Annotated in this window: 14 protein-coding genes and 1 pseudogene; 7 read left to right on the forward strand and 8 right to left on the reverse strand. The window is 69.4% G+C overall.

Translation table 11 applies throughout. The annotated features are described in order from the left end of the window. A partial coding sequence (locus ACLBYG_RS30645; protein ID WP_447683963.1) for a CHASE3 domain-containing protein occupies nt 1-729 on the reverse strand: 729 nt, incomplete at its 3' end. 247 nt (nt 730-976) lie between these two features. Between ACLBYG_RS30645 and ACLBYG_RS30650 the strand changes: the two genes are divergently transcribed. Next, nucleotides 977-3,310 carry a putative bifunctional diguanylate cyclase/phosphodiesterase gene (locus tag ACLBYG_RS30650; RefSeq protein ID WP_447683964.1) on the forward strand — a complete coding sequence of 778 codons (2,334 nt, stop codon included), beginning with the start codon at nt 977-979 and terminating at the stop codon, nt 3,308-3,310. A gap of 7 nt (nt 3,311-3,317) precedes the next feature. On the opposite strand, the gene ACLBYG_RS30655 is transcribed toward ACLBYG_RS30650, so the two are convergent. Both ACLBYG_RS30655 and ACLBYG_RS30660 read right to left on the reverse strand, forming a co-directional pair. Beyond that, nucleotides 3,318-5,132: an acyl-CoA thioesterase gene (locus ACLBYG_RS30655; RefSeq protein ID WP_447683965.1), complete on the reverse strand. Its 1,815-nt coding sequence runs from the start codon at nt 5,130-5,132 to the stop codon at nt 3,318-3,320. Between the two features lie 196 nt (nt 5,133-5,328). Beyond that, nucleotides 5,329-6,213 carry a LysR family transcriptional regulator gene (locus ACLBYG_RS30660; protein ID WP_447683966.1) on the reverse strand — a complete coding sequence of 295 codons (885 nt, stop codon included), beginning with the start codon at nt 6,211-6,213 and terminating at the stop codon, nt 5,329-5,331. 208 nt (nt 6,214-6,421) lie between these two features. Between ACLBYG_RS30660 and ACLBYG_RS30665 the strand changes: the two genes are divergently transcribed. The 5 genes from ACLBYG_RS30665 to ACLBYG_RS30685 all read left to right on the forward strand — a co-directional run bounded on the left by ACLBYG_RS30665 (nt 6,422) and on the right by ACLBYG_RS30685 (nt 12,035). Continuing rightward, complete coding sequence (locus tag ACLBYG_RS30665) at nt 6,422-7,732, forward strand: dicarboxylate/amino acid:cation symporter (RefSeq protein WP_447683967.1); 1,311 nt, start codon at nt 6,422-6,424, stop codon at nt 7,730-7,732. A gap of 52 nt (nt 7,733-7,784) precedes the next feature. Beyond that, the gene (locus ACLBYG_RS30670) at nt 7,785-8,624 is read left to right on the forward strand and encodes a bifunctional allantoicase/(S)-ureidoglycine aminohydrolase (protein WP_026604998.1); all 840 of its coding nucleotides are present in this window, start codon (nt 7,785-7,787) and stop codon (nt 8,622-8,624) included. After that, a complete protein-coding gene (locus ACLBYG_RS30675) occupies nt 8,621-9,133 on the forward strand; it encodes an ureidoglycolate lyase (protein ID WP_447683968.1) in 513 nt (170 codons plus the stop codon). The genes ACLBYG_RS30670 and ACLBYG_RS30675 overlap by 4 nt, the downstream gene beginning before the upstream one ends. Before the next feature lie 230 nt (nt 9,134-9,363). After that, the gene (locus tag ACLBYG_RS30680; RefSeq protein ID WP_020093576.1) at nt 9,364-10,398 is read left to right on the forward strand and encodes a TRAP transporter substrate-binding protein; all 1,035 of its coding nucleotides are present in this window, start codon (nt 9,364-9,366) and stop codon (nt 10,396-10,398) included. Continuing rightward, on the forward strand, nt 10,398-12,035 hold the full coding sequence (locus ACLBYG_RS30685) for an acyl-CoA synthetase (protein WP_447683969.1): 1,638 nt from the start codon (nt 10,398-10,400) through the stop codon (nt 12,033-12,035). Before ACLBYG_RS30680 ends, ACLBYG_RS30685 begins: the two co-directional genes overlap by 1 nt. 521 nt (nt 12,036-12,556) lie before the next feature. On the opposite strand, the gene ACLBYG_RS30690 is transcribed toward ACLBYG_RS30685, so the two are convergent. The 3 genes and pseudogenes from ACLBYG_RS30690 to ACLBYG_RS30700 form a co-directional block, all read right to left on the reverse strand. Beyond that, nucleotides 12,557-14,449: a TRAP transporter large permease gene (locus ACLBYG_RS30690; protein ID WP_447683970.1), complete on the reverse strand. Its 1,893-nt coding sequence runs from the start codon at nt 14,447-14,449 to the stop codon at nt 12,557-12,559. Nucleotides 14,450-14,699: 250 nt separating this feature from the next. Beyond that, nucleotides 14,700-15,079: pseudogene (locus tag ACLBYG_RS30695) on the reverse strand (LysR substrate-binding domain-containing protein); the annotation flags it as partial. Between the two features lie 123 nt (nt 15,080-15,202). Continuing rightward, entirely contained in the window at nt 15,203-15,490 is a 288-nt protein-coding gene (locus ACLBYG_RS30700) for a hypothetical protein (RefSeq protein WP_020093581.1), read from the reverse strand. Between the two features lie 464 nt (nt 15,491-15,954). Here ACLBYG_RS30700 and ACLBYG_RS30705 point away from each other — a divergent pair, with 464 nt between their 5' ends. Further along, nucleotides 15,955-16,185: a hypothetical protein gene (locus tag ACLBYG_RS30705; protein WP_447683971.1), complete on the forward strand. Its 231-nt coding sequence runs from the start codon at nt 15,955-15,957 to the stop codon at nt 16,183-16,185. Nucleotides 16,186-16,196: 11 nt separating this feature from the next. On the opposite strand, the gene ACLBYG_RS30710 is transcribed toward ACLBYG_RS30705, so the two are convergent. Both ACLBYG_RS30710 and ACLBYG_RS30715 read right to left on the reverse strand, forming a co-directional pair. Then, nucleotides 16,197-16,337 (reverse strand): hypothetical protein, encoded by a 141-nt coding sequence (locus ACLBYG_RS30710; protein WP_012319948.1) that lies wholly within the window; start codon nt 16,335-16,337, stop codon nt 16,197-16,199. Next, on the reverse strand, nt 16,337-16,582 hold the full coding sequence (locus ACLBYG_RS30715; protein ID WP_447683972.1) for a hypothetical protein: 246 nt from the start codon (nt 16,580-16,582) through the stop codon (nt 16,337-16,339). Before ACLBYG_RS30715 ends, ACLBYG_RS30710 begins: the two co-directional genes overlap by 1 nt. Between the last annotated feature and the right edge of the window lie 349 nt (nt 16,583-16,931).

Consider the following 16,931-nt stretch of genomic DNA (forward strand, 5'->3'; position numbering starts at 1 on the left):
CACTTCGCCGCCGGCGCGGACATCGAGCGTGCTCGACAGGTCGCCCTCGCCGACCCGTCCCACGAAGCCCATCACCGCCACGAGAGGCCTGACGACGAGGCGATTGATGGCGACCCCGATGCCCAGGCAGATCAGCAGCGTGATCAGCGTTCCGCCCCAGAGGGCGAGGCCCTCATTGCGCTCGCTCCGCGCGACGCGCTCGGCCAGCGCGGCCCGAACCGCTCCTTCGAGACCCTCGATGGCCGCGAGCTTCTCGCGGAAGGTGTCGAACAGCCGCTTACCCTGACCGTCCGCCTCGATCTTGACCGCTTCGTCCCGCTTCGCCGGATCGGCCGCGATTCGCACGACGACCTCGCCGACCTCGGTCTGCCAGCTGCGGGCCGCGGCCACCGCGTCGACCAAGAGGCGCGTCCGCTCGGGATCGTGGCCGATCAGGGTCCTGAGCCTGTCGATCGCCTCGTCCAGTGTCTGGCGCCCCGTGCGGTAGGGCTCCAGGCTGCCGTCGCGGCCCGTGATCAGGTAGCCGCGCAGTCCGGTCTCTTGATTGAGCATCGCCGCGCGGAAGCCGTCGAGGGCGCGGATCAGCTGGTTGGACCGGCTCCTGGCATCGGTCGCGTCCCGCAGCTGATCGGCCGTGATCAGGACCGCGCCGCTGGTCAGGACCGACACCAGGGCGATGACACCGATCGCACCGCCCAGGATGCGGTTGAGGCCCAGCGTTTGCGGCATCGTCTGCTTCATCCTACGCGGCCCCGCGGACGGCTCTGGCTGAGCCGCAACCGGGGCGCGCTCGCCTCTTAGCGCCGCCGCCCGGCGGATGCGAGCCGGAGCGCCGGGTGCCGGTGCGATATTTACGAGTTGTAAACCGACGAGCGACTTGTACTTGTGCAAGCGAGCGATTGTGTATGCATCTAAATAGCGAGAGCCGCAGTTTTCGATCGTAAAGGTTTCTCAGAGGGCGTTTGCGTCGCGCGAGATGTTGATTTCTTTCCTGATCGATACCGATCGCAAAGCGGATCCACTCGACGCGAACCTTCGCGCGCGGGCCCGCGTCGAGCAGCTCGACGTCGCGCTCCGCCTGGTTCCCTTCACGATTCTTGTGAGCCTCAGCGTCGTACAGGTCATCGTCTACCTGTTCTGGCAACCGGGCAACCGGGTCTACCTCGCCGGGCTCGAGGCGCTCGTCCTGCCCCTGGCGGTGGTCTCGCTCCAGCAGTGCTGGCGCTGGCGCTCCCGTCCGAAACCCCTCGAAGTGCCGTCCTCATTCGTCCAGGGCGTGGTGCTGGCCGCCCAGGCCTACGGCCTCCTGCTGGCCTCCATCCCGGTCATGCTCTTCGCCGGGGCCGACGCGCACGGGCGGCTTCTGATCGCCTCCAGCATCGCGGGCCTGATCGCGACCGGCATGAGCGCGGCGGTGCTGCCCCGCGTCGCCATCGGCTATTCCGGCCTGATCATCCTCGGCTCGTTCATCGCCCTCGCGACGACCGGGGAGCCCTTCTACATCTACGTCGCGGTCCTGCTGTTCTTCTACGCGATCTTCATCTGCTTCACGATCGTGCATCTCAGCCGGCTGTTGACGATGCGGGTCATCGCGCAGATCGAGCTGGAACGGCAGCAGGAATTCACCCACCTCCTGCTCAACGAGTTCGAGGAGAGCGCCAGCGACTGGCTCTGGGAAACGGATGCCGACCTGCGCCTCCAGCACGTCTCGCCGCGCCTGATCGAGGTTGCCGGCTCCTCCGAGCGCCAGCTGATGGGCCTGCCCCTGGAGCGGCTGCTGCTGCCGCCGGTGGCGCCGCCCAGGAGTCACTCGAGCACCACCCTGTGGGGCTGCATCGCCGAGCGGCGCGCCTTCCGGAACCTGCACCTGCAGCTCGACATCGCCGGCGAGCGGCGGACGTGGTGCCTCAGCGGCAAGCCGACCTTCAACCGGGCCGGCGCATTCTCGGGCTATCGCGGCGTCGGCTCCGACGTGACCGAGAAGCGGCGCTCCGAGGAGCGGCTGTCGTATCTCGCCCTGCACGACTCCCTGACCGATCTGCCCAACCGGGTCCTGTTCCATCAGCTCCAGGAAACGGCGCGGGAACGGCTCGCGCAGGGGGACCGGTTCGCGGTGCTCGCCCTCGACCTCGACGAGTTCAAGAGCGTCAACGACACCTTCGGCCACGCGGCCGGCGACAGGCTCCTGAAATCGGTCGCCGAGCGGCTGCGGAGCTTCGAGGCGTCCGACGTCCAGCTCGCCCGTCTGGCGGGCGACGAGTTCGCGGTTCTCGCGACCGGACGGAGCGCCCGGGACCTGCACGGCATCGAGTCGCTCGCGAACGGCATCGTCGAGGCGCTCGCGTCGCCGTTCACCATCGACGGCATCCGGCTGTCCGTCAGCGTCAGCATCGGGATCGCGATCGCCCCGCAGGACGGGTGCCAGGAGATCATGCGGCGGGCCGACCTCGCCCTCTACCGCATGAAGAGCGAGGGCCGGAACGGCTACCGCTTCTACGAAGCGGAGATGGACGAGCGGATCGAGGCGCGGCGCGCCCTGACGGCCGACCTGCGGGGCGCCCTCGATCGGGATGAGTTCGTCCTCTACTTCCAGCCGATCGTGGCGGCCAAGGAGTGCCGCGTGCGCGGCTTCGAGGCGCTGATCCGGTGGAAACATCCGGTGCGCGGCTTCGTCTCGCCCGGCGAGTTCATCCCGCTCGCCGAGGAGACCGGGGTGATCATACCGCTGGGCGAGTGGATCCTCCGCGAGGCCTGTCGGATCGCGGCGGGCTGGCCGGGGGATGTCCGCATCGCCGTCAACCTGTCCCCGCGGCAGTTCCGGCACTCGGACCTGACGCAACTGGTCCGCTCCGCGCTGCGCACGAGCGGGCTCGCCGCGCCGCGCCTGGAGCTCGAGGTGACCGAATCGGTGTTCTTGGAGGCCACGCCGGCGATCAACGCCACGCTCGCCAAGCTCCGCGAGATGGGCGTGCGGCTGTCCCTCGACGATTTCGGGACCGGCTACTCGAGCCTGAGCTACCTGCGCCGGATCGCCTTCGACAAGATCAAGATCGACCAGAGCTTCGTCCGCGACCTGCCGCAGGAGCGGAGCGCTGCGGCGATCGTGAACGCGATCATCGACATGGCGACGAGCCTCGACATGACGATCACCGCGGAGGGCGTCGAGACGGATGCCCAGCGCGCCTGCCTGCTGGAGCAGGGGTGCCACGAGTTCCAGGGCTACCTGTTCAGCAAGCCGCTGCCGGCCGAGCAGGCCGCCGCGCTGGCGCGCAGCCGTCAACTCCTCCCGGCGGCGGTTCGGGCGGCTTGAGGCGCGGTCAGACGCCGAGCGGCGCGACGCCGGTCGTGCCACTCCCACCCGCGACGGCGTGCGGGGACGTCTTCGGCCAGTAGGGCAGGAAGCCCTCGATGATCGCCCGCGGAATATTGAGCGGGCGATAGTGGACGGTGTCCACGAACATCAGCGACTGCTCGCCCCGGCCGAGGAGGCCGTTGACCTCGCTGTGGATCTCGTGCGCCAGGGTCACGAACTTCCGGTTGTGGCTCGCGATCGAGATACGGACGGTGACCGGCTCGAACTCCATCGCCTCCCGGCGGAAGTCGTGCTGGAAGGACTTCGTCAGGATGTAGAAGTCCGTCGATTTCAGGTCGAAATCCGGCATGCAGATGTTGAAGAACAGCTCGCGGGCCTTGCCCACCCAGCGCACGTAATTGGCGAAGTAGACGTTCCCGACCGAGTTGGTGTCGTCGTAGGTCGGGATGAGGCGCAGGACGAACCAGTGCCCGTCGAACCCGTGCGACGCGACGGCGTCGGTCTGGTCCACCGCCACGGGCACCGGCGCCGCCCGCGGCGCCCGCTCCGCCGCCGGGATCAACTCCGCGACCGGCGGCGGCGCGCGCCAGCCGAGGACCTCGGCGATCATCGGGAGTGCGCCGATCAGGCCGATCAGCGGCGCGATGGCCAGCAGCGCCCAGCTCGGGGCCAGATAGCCCGTCACGAAGATCAGGCACGCCGTCGCCCCGATCATGGAGGTGAGAACCGGGTCGTAGCGGCGGGTCGCGCCGAGCGTCTCGCACACGAGACACGCCGCCGCCCCGACGAGGAGCGTGGCGAAGGGCATCATCAGGTAGAGGAGCGAGAGGTTCGCCCAGATCGCCGCCGCCGCTGTGGCGAGCGCGGCACCGAGGATCCAGACCGGCGACGCCACGAGGCCGGCCGGCACGAAGGCGAGGAGCGGGGAATTGCTGCGAGCCGTGACCGAGATCCCGAGCCAGCGCGTGGCGCTGTAGAAGCTGTCGATCGTGGTCGCGGCGGCGATCGCCGTCCAGATCACGAAGGCCACCGCGACGCCGGTCGCGGGTTCGCGCCCGATCGCCTGCGCAACGGCCGCGTAGGCTCCCGACAGGCCGTCGGACGAGACGACCGGCATGCCGAGCCCCGCCCGCGCGGCGATGAGCGCGTTGATCGTCAGGAGACCGAGGAAGAGGAGCGCGCCGGTCACGTAGGCCGCGCGCACCGACCCGCCCGAGCGCCGGATCTCGACCGCCCGCTGCCACTGCTGGATGTCCATCCAGGGGCCGAGCAGGAAGCCGACCAGCGAGGGAACGACGAGCCCGTAGAAGCGCTCGTCGAAGGCCTGCAGCGGGACGTCCCAGCCGTCCCGGTGCGCGGACAGACCGCCGAGCAGGATCACGCTCGCGGCGAGCCCGACCGCCAGCGCCCCGCAATGGACGATGCGGATCCCGCGCAGCGGGACGGCGTGGCCGAGCGAGCAGGCGACGAGGACCAATGCGATCACGCCCACGGCGGCGTCGTGGCCGAACAGGGGAAGCCACGCGTAGGCCGCGAAGCCGAAGATCGTGATCGCGACGGCGAAGAACTGGGCCCCCATGAACAGGAGCGCGTAGGGGCCCTGCACGGCGGCCACGATCGCGTCGAGATTCCGACGGGGCGCGCCGAGCATCCAGCCGAACAGGCCGAGACCGATCGCGTTCGGCAAGGCGAAGGCAAGAAACCCGAGCCAGCCGTATGTCAGTGTGACATGGATCGCGTAGAAAAATCCGAGCCCCCAGAACCACGACAAAGCAATCGTGGGTGCCCAGGCCGCGGAGCGGATGAACTGGGAAGGCATTGTGGCTTCAAGCGCTCCGGTCCTTAAGCTGCAATAGCGTATCAGATTCGTTTCGGGAATATGGCGAACCCAAAAGAAGGCGGATACAGGAAATTCAGTGAGGGAAAAGCATCGGGCTGCTCCGCCACGGCCGGCGATCCGAGGGGCGTGCGTGTCCTACAGGCACCCGCCATGGCGCGAGGCCCGGGTGATCCGCCTAGTCGGCGAGCGTCTTCCGACCGTCGCGGACCAGATCGACGAAGTTGCAGACCAGGGCGGCTTTCGCGGGCGACCACAGCGCGAAGACGTCGGCGCGGATGCGGGGTCCCTCGAGCGGCCTGTAAACCACGTCGGCATGCGCCAGCCGGGCGACGTATTCCGGGATGATGGCGATGCCCAGGCCGGATGCGACGAGGCTCGTCAATGAGGCCGCCTCGACGGCCTGATGGGTGATGGTGGGGACGAACCCGGCCTCGACGCAGCAATCCCAGAGATACTTGGCGAACAGCGAATCGGACATCCGGAGGAACACGAACCGCTCGTCGCGCAGGTCGGCGAGCCGGAGCCTGCCCCGCGCGAGACGGTGCCCCCTCGGAAGGACGACCTGCACGGTCTCGCTCCACGCGCGGACCCGGACCAGATCGGCATCCTGCGGCGGGGCTCGCAGGAAGCTGACGTCGGTCTGACCCGCCTTCAGCATCGCGATCTGGCGATCCGGCGACATCTCGTGGATCCGGAGATCCACCGCGGGATAGACCTGCGCGAAATCCCGGATCGCGTGCCCGAGCGGCCCGGCGAGCATCGAGCCCGTCAGGCCGACATTGATGATGCCGGCGGTGCCCGCGCCGATCGCCCGGGCGCGCTCGACGGCCTCGGCGGCCCGCTCCAGGAGCCCGATCGCCTGAACGTGAAAGTCGTGACCGGCCCGCGTCAGCGCCACGCGCCGGGTCGTCCGCTCGAAGAGAGCCGTCCCGATCTCCGCCTCCAGATCGCGGATCTGCTGGCTGAGCGGCGGCTGCGCGACACCGAGGCTCTCCGCGGCGGCGGTGAAGCTCAGGTGCTTCGCCACAGCGACGAAGTAGCGGAGATGGCGCAGTTCCATGGGCAGATTAAAACTCTGAGGGTTTCAAATTAAATGAAATAGATATTTGACGTCTAGATCGTTCGGCACGATTTTGCCGCCGGGAAGGCCGAGCAGGCATCGCTTTGCACAATGCCGCCGCGCCGCGCGGTCGGGCTCGACCGGATCCGCCCGTGAGAGGCGGGACGATCGCGGTCAGGTCGGGGCAAGCCTTCCGAGGGAGATCGCGATGAAGCGCTTGTTCGGGTCGCTGTTCGGGCAGGTTTTAGCCGCCCTGATGATCGGCATCCTCGTCGGCCGGCTCTGGCCCGACTTCGCCGTCACCCTCAAGCCGCTGGGCGACGTCTTCATCAAGCTCATCAAGATGGTGGTCGCGCCGCTGGTCTTCGGCGTCGTCGTGCACGGCATCGTCGGCGCGGGCGACCTCCGGAAGGTCGGCCGCGTCGGGCTCAAATCCCTGATCTACTTCGAGGTGGTGACGACCATCGCGCTCGCGCTGGGGCTCGTCCTCGCCTACGTCTTCGCGCCCGGTCACGGCATGAACGTCGATGTGGCGACCCTCGATGCCAAGTCGCTCACCAGCTACACCGACCGGGTCGGGCAGGTGACGGGCACCGTCGACTTCCTGATGAAGATCGTGCCGACGACCTTCGTCGACGCCTTCGCCAAGGGCGACATCCTCCAGGTCCTGCTCCTCGCGATCCTGTTCGGGGCCGGGCTCTCGCTCCTCGGCGAGCGCGGCAAGCCGCTGGCCGACAGCCTGGAGCGCATCACCGAGGTCCTGTTCCGGATCATCGGCTTCATCGTGCGGCTGGCGCCGCTCGGCGTGCTGGGCGCGGTCGCCTTCACGGTCGGGAAGTACGGCGTCGGGTCCCTGAAGCAGCTCAGCATGCTGGTGATGCTCTTCTACGCCGGCGTCGCGCTCTTCGTGGTCGTGGTGCTCGGCAGCATCATGCGGCTCGCGGGATTCAGCCTCTTCAAGCTGCTCGCCTACCTGCGCGAGGAATTGACCGTCGTCGCCGGCACCGCCTCGTCGGACTGCGTGCTGCCGCAGGTCATGCGCAAGCTGGAGCGGCTCGGCATCAAGGAATCCACCGTCGGCCTCGTGATCCCGACCGGCTACTCCTTCAACCTCGACGCCTTCTCGCTCTACCTGACGCTCGCCACCGTGTTCATCGCCCAGGCGACCAACACGGACCTGTCCTTCGGCCACCTGATGCTGATCCTCGGCATCGCGCTCCTGACCTCCAAGGGCGCCCACGGCGTGCCCGGCTCGGCGATCGTCGTCCTCGCCGCCACGTTGTCGGCGGTGCCGGAGATCCCGGTGATCGGGCTGGTCCTCGTCCTGTCGGTCGACTGGTTCGTCGGCATAGCCCGCGCCCTCGGGAACCTGATCGGCAACTGCGTCGCGACCGTCGTCATCGCCGCCTGGGAGGGCGACATCGACCGGGTGCGGGCCAACCGCGTCCTGAACGGCGAGGACACCACCGACACGGCGGAGATCCTCGAGGCACCCGTCGCCGAGCCGCGTACCGCGTGACCAGCTCCCCGACAGACGTTTACAGCTTGAAGTCGAATTCTGGAGACCGACCATGAGCGCTGGAGCCTACAACCCCCCGTGCGGTGGCCTACCCGGCCAGACGCGGCTGATGACCGGCCGCGCGGTGTTCACCGAGGCCTACGCGGTGATCCCCCACGGCGTCATGAGCGACATCGTCACCAGCCTCCTGCCGGGCTGGGACAGGACCCAGGCCTGGATCGTGGCCCGGCCGCTCTCGGGCTTCGCCGAGACCTTCGCCCAGTACCTCATGGAGGTCGCCCCCGGCGGCGGCAGCCAGGCCCCCGAGCCGGAGCCGCAGGCACAGGGCGTCCTGTTCGTGGTCGCCGGCACGGCCAGCCTCACCCTGGAGGGCGCGCGCCACGCCCTGCGGCCGGGCAGCTACGCCTACCTCGCCCCCGGGGCGGCCTGGGCCCTGCGCAACGACGGCGACGCGCCCGCGCGGTTCCACTGGATCCGCAAGGCCTACCAGCCCGCCGCCGGCCTCGACGCGCCGACGTCCTTCGTCACCCACGAATCGGCGGTCGAGCCGGCCGGCATGGTCGGCACCGACGGCGCCTGGGCGACGACCCGCTTCGTCGCCTCCGACGACCTGCGCCACGACATGCACGTCAACATCGTCAGCATGCGCCCGGGCGCCTCGATCCCATTCGAGGAGACCCACGTCATGGAGCACGGACTGTTCGTGCTGGAGGGCAAGGCGGTCTACCGGCTCAACCGCGACTGGGTCGAGGTCGAGGCGGGCGACTTCATGTGGCTGCGCGCCTTCTGCCCCCAGGCCTGCTACGCGGGCGGGCCGGGCCCGTTCCGGTACCTGCTGTACAAGGACGTCAACCGCCACCCGGCGCTGGCGCCGCGCGGGCTCGGCCGGTGAGCGCGGGCGCCCGCACTGTCATCGCCCGGCCGCTGACGGCCGAGGCGTTCGCGCCGTTCGGCACGGTGATCGACGCCGCCGCGGTGGCGCCGCGGCCGATGAACGGCGGGATGGCGCGGCGCTTCCACGATCTGGCGGCGGTCGAGGTCGTGGGCGAGGGGTCGCGGGTGGTGATCGGGCTGGTCGAGGCTCAGCCCTACCCGGTGCCGCTGCGGCTCGGCCTGGTCGAGCGGCACCCGCTGGGCGCGCAGGCGTTCCTGCCGCTGAGCGCGGCGCCGTTCCTGGTGGTGGTCTGCCCGGACGCGGAAGGTCGTCTCGGCCCGCCCCAGGCCTTCGTGACGGCGCCGGGGCAGGGCATCTGCTACGCGCGCAACACGTGGCACGGGGTGCTGACGCCCTACGGCCAGCCGCAGGACTTCGTCGTGGTTGACCGCGGCGGCCCGGGCGTGAACCTCGAGGAACACACCTTCGAGGAACCCTGGACGGTGCATCTGCCCGGCCGGGACTGAGGCCGAGCGCGCCATCCGCGCCATCGTCCCGTCGCCACGGTCTCGCGCGGCCGGGGCCGCCTCCGGTCGCCCCGTATCAGCGGCGGCCGGATGCAATCATTCCCGGGGACGCGGCCGCGAAAGTCCGTTGACTGGCACCGGTCAGCGGCTATCGAGGCCGTAATCAGGAGTCCGCACCAACGCGGACCCGAGGAAACGCCGGGCCCCGCGCCCGCACCGGAAAGGCCGCCATGTCCCCGTACCGCACGCCCCTGTCCCGCCGCCGATTCCTGGCGACCGGCTCGACGGCCCTCATCGCCGGTACCGTGGCGGCACCGCACGTGGCGCGGGCGCAGAAGGCAGAATTCACGTACAAGTACGCCAACAACCTGCCCGACACGCATCCGATGAACATCCGCGCCCGCGAGATGGCGGAGGCGCTGCGTACGGAGACCGGCGGCCGGTTCGACCTCAAGATCTTCCCGACGAGCCAGCTCGGCTCCGACACCGACACGCTCAGCCAGCTGCGCTCGGGCAGCGTCGAGTTCTTCACGATGTCGCCGCTGATCCTCTCGACGCTGGTGCCGAACGCGTCGATCAACGGTATTGGCTACGCCTTCCCGAGCTACGACGCCGTCTGGCCGGCCATGGACGGCGAGCTCGGCGCCTGGGTCCGCCAGCAGATCGCCAAGGCCGGCCTCGTCGCCATGGAAAAGATCTGGGACAACGGCTACCGCCAGACCACCTCGTCGACCAAGCCGATCGCCACGCCCGACGACTTCAAGGGATTCCGGATCCGCGTCCCGGTCTCGCCGCTCTGGACCTCGATGTTCAAGGCCTTCGACGCGGCTCCCGCGTCGATCAACCTGAACGAGACCTACTCGGCCCTGCAGACCAAGATCGTCGAGGGCCAGGAGAACCCGCTGGCGGTGATCTCCACGACGAAGTTCTACGAGGTGCAGAAATACTGCTCGCTCACCAACCACATGTGGGACGGGTACTGGTTCCTGGCGAACCGCCGCGCCTGGGAGCGCCTGCCGGCGGACCTGCGCGAGACGGTGGCCCGCCACATCAACGCCGCCGGGATGAAGGAGCGGGCGGACGTCGCCCAGCTCAATGCCAACCTGCAGGCGGACCTGTCGAAGAACGGGATGGTCTTCAACAAGCCCGACCCGGAGCCCTTCCGCGACAAGCTGCGCAAGGCCGGTTTCTACGCCGAGTGGAAGGGCCGGTACGGCGACGAGGGCTGGTCGCTGCTCGAGAAGGCCTGCGGGAAGCTCACCTGATGAGCGCCGCGGGGGCACCGCGCGGCGGCGTCGCGCCGTGCTCCCGGCGGGTGATGAATCTCGCCCATTTCCTGCGCCGTGCCGCACGCCGGTTTCCGGACGCGGTGGGGCTCGCCTGGGGCGCGCGGCGCTGGACCTGGGCCGAGCTCGACGCCCGGGTCGACGCGATGGCAGCGGCGCTCGCCGCCCGTGGCGTGACCAAGGGTGATCGCGTCCTGGTCCAGGCACGCAACAGCAACCAGCTGTTCGAGTCGATGTTCGTCTGCTTCCGGCTCGGCGCCGTTTGGGTGCCGGCCAATTTCCGGCAGACGCCCGCGGAGATCGCCTATCTTGCCCGTGCCAGCGGCGCCTCGACGCTGATCTGCGGCGCGGGTTTCCCGGATCACGCCGCCGCGGTGCGCGAGGCCTGCCCGGATCTGGACCGCGTCGTGGCGATCGGCGACGCGGCCTTCGGGGCCGGCTACGACGCGCTCGTCGCCGACCATCTGGGCGCGGCCGCGCCCGTTGCCGATGTCGAGCACGACGATCCGTGCTGGTTCTTCTTCACTTCCGGCACGACGGGCCGCCCCAAGGCGGCGGTCCTGACCCACGGCCAGATGGCCTTCGTCATCACCAATCACCTCTGCGACCTGATGCCGGGCACGACGGAGGCCGACGCGTCTCTGGTCGTGGCGCCGCTCTCGCACGGCGCCGGCATCCACCAGCTCGCGCAGGTCGCGGCCGGCACCAAGACGGTGCTGACCGCGGGCGAGCGGCTCGATCCCGAGGAGGTCTGGGCTCTCATCGAGGCGTGGCGCGTCACGAACCTCTTCACCGTGCCGACCATCGTCAAGCTGCTGACCGAGCACCCCGCGGTGTCGACGCACGACCATTCCAGCCTGCGCCACGTCATCTACGCGGGCGCGCCGATGTACCGGGCGGACCAGCAGCACGCGCTGCGGGTGCTCGGGCCGGTGCTGGTGCAATACTTCGGCCTCGGCGAGGTGACGGGCAACATCACCGTGCTGCCGCCCCGCCTGCACGCGGCCGAGGACGGGCCGGACGTCAAGGTCGGCACCTGCGGATTCGAGCGCACCGGCATGCAGGTCCAGATCCAGGACATGCAGGGCCGCGAGTGCCCGCCGGGCGTCACCGGCGAGATCTGCGTCTGCGGCCCGGCCGTGTTCGCGGGCTACTACGACAATCCGGAGGCCAACGCGGCGGCGTTCCGCGACGGCTGGTTCCGGACCGGCGATCTCGGCCATCTCGATTCCGAGGGCTTCCTGTTCATCACCGGCCGCGCCTCGGACATGTACATCTCCGGCGGCTCGAACGTGTATCCGCGCGAGATCGAGGAGAAGCTCCTCACGCATCCGGCGATCACCGAGGCCGCGATCCTCGGCGTCCCGGATCCCGGCTGGGGCGAGGTCGGCGTCGCGGTCTGCGTCGCCCGTCCCGGGGCCGCGGTGCAGGAGGGAGAGCTGATCGCGTGGCTGTCGGCGACCGTCGCCCGCTACAAGCTGCCTCGGCGCGTGTTCTTCTGGGAGGCCCTGCCGAAATCCGGCTACGGCAAGGTGACGAAGCGCGCGATCCGCGAGGGACTTGAGGCGCGGGGAGACCTGCCCCTCGACGGGCAGGCGAGGCCGCAGGCCCGATAGGGCTGTCGCGATCCCATCCGGTTGATGCGGCATCCCGTCTTTGCGAGCGGAGCGAAGCAATCCAGTCGGCGCCACGATCTCAGTGGACGCGCCGCCCTGGATCGCTTCGATTCGCTCTCGAGGACGCCAGCGGCGGAATCGGCCTCCATGTGCGGGATGCAGTTTCAGGGAGCCGCGTCGACCTAAGGGGGTCCGACCGGTGGCAGACATTCCGAGCGGAAAGTCGGGCCGGTCCTTACCCCTCCGCGCACATCATGATCTCGCTGCATGACAGCTCCGAGATGCAGACCCTGACATGTCCCCGGAGCCGCGCGCATATTGCAGTGCAGCACGCCGGGCCCCCGCCCGGCCACAACCGGGATCTCGGCACGATGACCACCCTCGCGCATCTCGTCAGCCGGCTCGAGGGTGCAGTGCGGCGCGCCGCGGCCGAACGCTACGCCGAGCAGCGCGAGCGGATCGCGCGGACCGGCGGCGCCGGCATGATCTGATCGCGTGTCGCGTCCCCGCGGTGGAGATCGTCAGAGGAAGCCGATCGAGAACCAGGGGACGAGGATGATGGCGAGCAGCCCGACCAGCAGGGCCACGATATAGCCGACGATCGGGCGCATCCCGGCATCGGGATGGATCCGGCTGATGGCGCAGGCCGCGTAGTAGCCGACGCCGAAGGGCGGGGCGAACAGGCCGATGCCCATCGCGAGGATCACCACCATCGAGTAGTGCACCTCGTGCACGCCCACCGCCCGCGCGATCGGGAACAGCAGCGGCCCGAACAGTACGATCGCCGGTATGCCCTCCAGCACCGAGCCCAGGATGATGAAGGCGAAGGCCGAGACGAACAGGAACCCGAGCGCGCCGCCCGGGAGGCTCTTCATCACCTCGGCGAGCGTCTGCGAGAAGCCCGACTGCGTCAGCGCCCAGGCCATCCCGGTGGCCGCGCCGATGATCAGCAGGATCGCCCCCGACAGGGTCGCGGTGGTCACCAGCATCGGGTAGAGCCGCCGCCACTCGAACTGGCGGTAGATCAGCAGGCCGGCCAGCGCCGCGTAGACGATGCCGATGGTCGAGACCTCGGTGGCGGTGGCGATGCCCTCCACCACGGCGAAGCGGATCACGAAGGGCAGCGCCAGCGCCGGGATCGCCACCAGGAAGGCGCGACCGATGACGCGGCCGGACGGCCGGGCGACGTGGCTCAGGTCCTCGCGGCGGTAGCGCCACCAGACCAGCGCGCAGAGCGTCGCGGCGAGCACGAGGCCCGGCATCAGGCCGCCGGTGAACAGGGCGGTGATCGACACGCCGGTGACCGAGCCGATGGTGATCAGCACGATCGAGGGCGGGATCGTCTCGGTCTGCGCGCCGGTGGTGGCGAGCAGCGCCACGAGGTCGCCCTCCTTGGCGCCGCGGGCCTTCATCTCGGGGAACAGCACGGGCGCCACGGCGGCCATGTCGGCGGCCTTGGAGCCGGAGATGCCCGAGACGAGGTACATGGCCCCGACCAGCACGTAGTGCAGGCCGCCGCGGACGTGGCCGAGCAGCGAGGCCAGGAAGCCGACCATGGCCTTGGCCATGCCGGTCATCTCGATCAGCAGGCCGAGGAACACGAACAGCGGCACGGCGAGCAGGATGAGGTGGCTCATGCCCTCGTCCATGCGGCCGACCACCACCATGGAGGGCGCGTCGGTGGTCAGCGTGATGTAGGCGAAGGTCGACAGGCCGAACGCGAAGGCGATCGGCACGCCGGAGAAGACCAGCGCGCCGACGCCGAGGACGAAGAACAGCAGCAGGTTGAGGTTCCCGAGGTTGGCGAGCCACGGCTGCAGCGCCAGGAGCGCGGCGGCAACACCGCCCCCCAGGATCAGCGCCCCCAAGGTCAGTTTCCAGTCGGCGGTCTCCAGGAGTCGGATCAGCGCCACGATCAGCATGAGGCCGAGGCCGATCGGCAGGGCGGCGGCGCGCCACGCGTTGTTCAGCTCCAGCGCCGGCGTCTGCACGAAGGTCTCCTCGCTGGCGAACTCGAAGGCCGGCTCCAACAGCAGGGCGACGAAGATCAGGCCGGCGACCAGGGCGACCGTCTCCAGGAAGGCGCGCAGGCGCGGGCCGCTCATGGCCACGAAAGCGGTCATGCGCATGTGCTCGGCGCGCCGGAAGGCGACCACGGCGCCGAGCATGGCGAGCCACAGGAACAGGATCGAGGCGAGCTCGTCCGACCAGATGATGGGATCGCGGAACACGTAGCGGCTGACGACACCGGCGAGCAGCACCGCGATCTCGGCCAGGACGAGCAGTGCCGCCGGGATCTCCACGAGGTGGCCGAGCCCGGCATCCACCCGGCGCAGCCAGCCGCGGGCGCGCAGCGGCGGTCCCGAAAATTCAATCCCCGCCGTCGACTCGACGGCCGCAACATCGATCTGCATGGCGCCCCTCCGTCGGGGCCGCTCCCGATGCCGCTGGCGGCGGGAGCGACCCCACATGCGTCTTCGCGTGTGTCTTGCGGTGCGTCTCGGCGCGCCTTCGTTCTCCGATACCGTTATCCGATCCTGCGGAAAACGGTCCCGGTCAGTTTGCCCGACGCATCCTCACGATGCGACCGCGCCCCGTCGCCGTACTTCGTTTTCCAGTCCTTGTGGAATCTCTGCCGTTCAGCGGCGCGCGAATCCGCGCCAGCAGGTCGGCCGGCTCGCGGATGCGGGCCGCCCGAGCGGGTCGCGGAGCGGCGTGACAGTTTCCGGACCCAGCGGCATCCGCATTAAATTTTCGCCGCGGGGTGATCCTGAGACGTTGTCGGCGTCGAACGCGTCGGTGATGAGGCGGGCATAGTCCATGCGGGCGGCGACCCGCACCCCGAAATCCGGATGGGCGCTCAGGAATCGCGCCAGCCGCAGCGCCACGAGGTCGAAGACGCGGTTCGACTCGGCGGAAGCGCGCCCGACATGGTCGCACGACGCCTCTCCGGCAGGGGTCCGCGGGATGCCCTGACCCACCTGCTCGAACAGAAGGACGCCCAGCGTCTCTTCCGTCCTGCGCGATGCCCGACTGACCGCGCTCGGGGGAGAGGTTGGACGGCGGAGAGGGGTACGGACGGCCTCATTCCGGGCAGGATGGGCCCGCGACCGGTGCCGCTGGGATCGGGCCTGGGCCGGCGATACGCCGGTCGCGGCGCGCCGGGATCAGGCCGACCGGTGGCCGCGGACCCGGACCGGTGCGGCGACCGGGACGATCTTGCCCTGCTGGGCAACCTCGCAGAGGACCGCCACCATCGCGTCGGCCTGCGTCTCGAGGTCGGGCGGCCCGACATCGTCGCGCGTGTTACGCCAGGCGATGAAGATGCAGGCCAGGATGGCCGACGCGCTGGCTGCCAGGGGTGCGATGATCAGCGCGGCGAGGGCGCTCACCGGCGCCAGGATCGTGGCTGTCGCGAGACCGCTGACGATGGCTGCGGCTATCAAGACGATCATCGGAGCCTCGCCCGATCTGCGTGGCCGGATCCCGTGCCCGTCCACCGTCCTAGGATCACGTCACAAAGGTTTACGCTTCGTTAACGGAAAGCTTCCATCCGCTAATTCCGTGGCAGCTGTCCCGCCGATTGCTTGACGATCGCCCGTTCAGCGCGCGCGAGGACAGGTCGGGGCGCGGATTCGTGCCCCCGGCTCCGGTCAGCCGGGTCGCGCAACACGACGAGCTGCGCCGTGGCCGGCCAGATCGCGGACGCCGGCAGGCCTGTGGCCCCGGACTGTGCGGAGATTGTTCACGCCTTCGTGAGGTTACGCGCTGCAATCCGCTCACGCAGCGTATCGACCACATGCCCAGAAATGTTCAAACTGATACGGTCGGATCAGGCCTAGTACAGGGCGATCCCTTGCTGCTCAGGGTTGGGCGATGATAGCCCTTGCGCGTCCGGCGTGTAGGAATTCTGTCTCCAATGGCCATCGATGTTCGAGCTGTCGCGCGCCTGCGCGAGATCGCAGCCGTCATTGGCTGTCCGGTCGAGGCCTTCTACGGACCGGATGGCGAGGCCGTCGACCTCGGCATGACGCACGAACTCTTTCACCTCTGGCACGCGATACAGGATCCGAATGCGCGTCAGCGGGTCCTGAACAGCGCGCGGCGTGAGGCTCTCGGCGACGCGATCCCCGGGACGGCCGCCGAATAGTCGCCGCGCCGTCAGCGCCCCTGTGCGATCCAGCCCAGGACCGTCGCGCAGCGCTCGGCCTGCTCGCGGGTCAATCCCGACGCGACGGCGGCGCCGTTGCGGTAGACCACGAAGGTCCCGTCGTCGGTCGCGCGGATCTTGACGGACGCCATCACTCGGCTCCCGACGTGAGAGCCTGGAGCTGGGAGAGGCCGGCCGCGGTGATCTGCCAGACCGCCACTGGACCACCCGGATCCTCGAGCGGGTCGATCCGCCGGAGATGGCCGGTGCTCTCGAGCGCCGTCAGTCGGCTGTGGTCGCCGGGCCAGGACGCGTCCGCCCTCTGACGGATCGTGATCTGGTAATCCCGTGCCTCCGCTGCCTTGTTGAGGAGACGGCGCTGGTGGTTCACTCGCATCGGCACTCCGGCTCAGCTCGGGTCGGTACGCAATAACTACCGACAGGCTGGCCGATACGGTTAAGCTTGGCAACCCCGGGTTCGCAACGGGCTCTGGATCGTTCTGTTCAGAGGCCAGGCAGCGCTGAGCCGCCCTGCCGCGTGGATTCTCCGCGGCGCTCCGTCGAGCCGGGGCGGTTGCCGGCGCGACGTCGGCTTCGGATGCCAGGCGCCACGATCGCGGGCGCGGACATAGAGAAAGGCCGGCCGGGTTGCCCCGGCCGGCCTCTGACGCTTCGCGGTGCGTGTCGCTTACCGCAGGAGCTGGAGGACGCCCTGCTGGGCGGAGTTGGCCAGCGACAGGGCCGAG

It is taken from the genome of Methylobacterium sp. D53M (assembly GCF_053345625.1).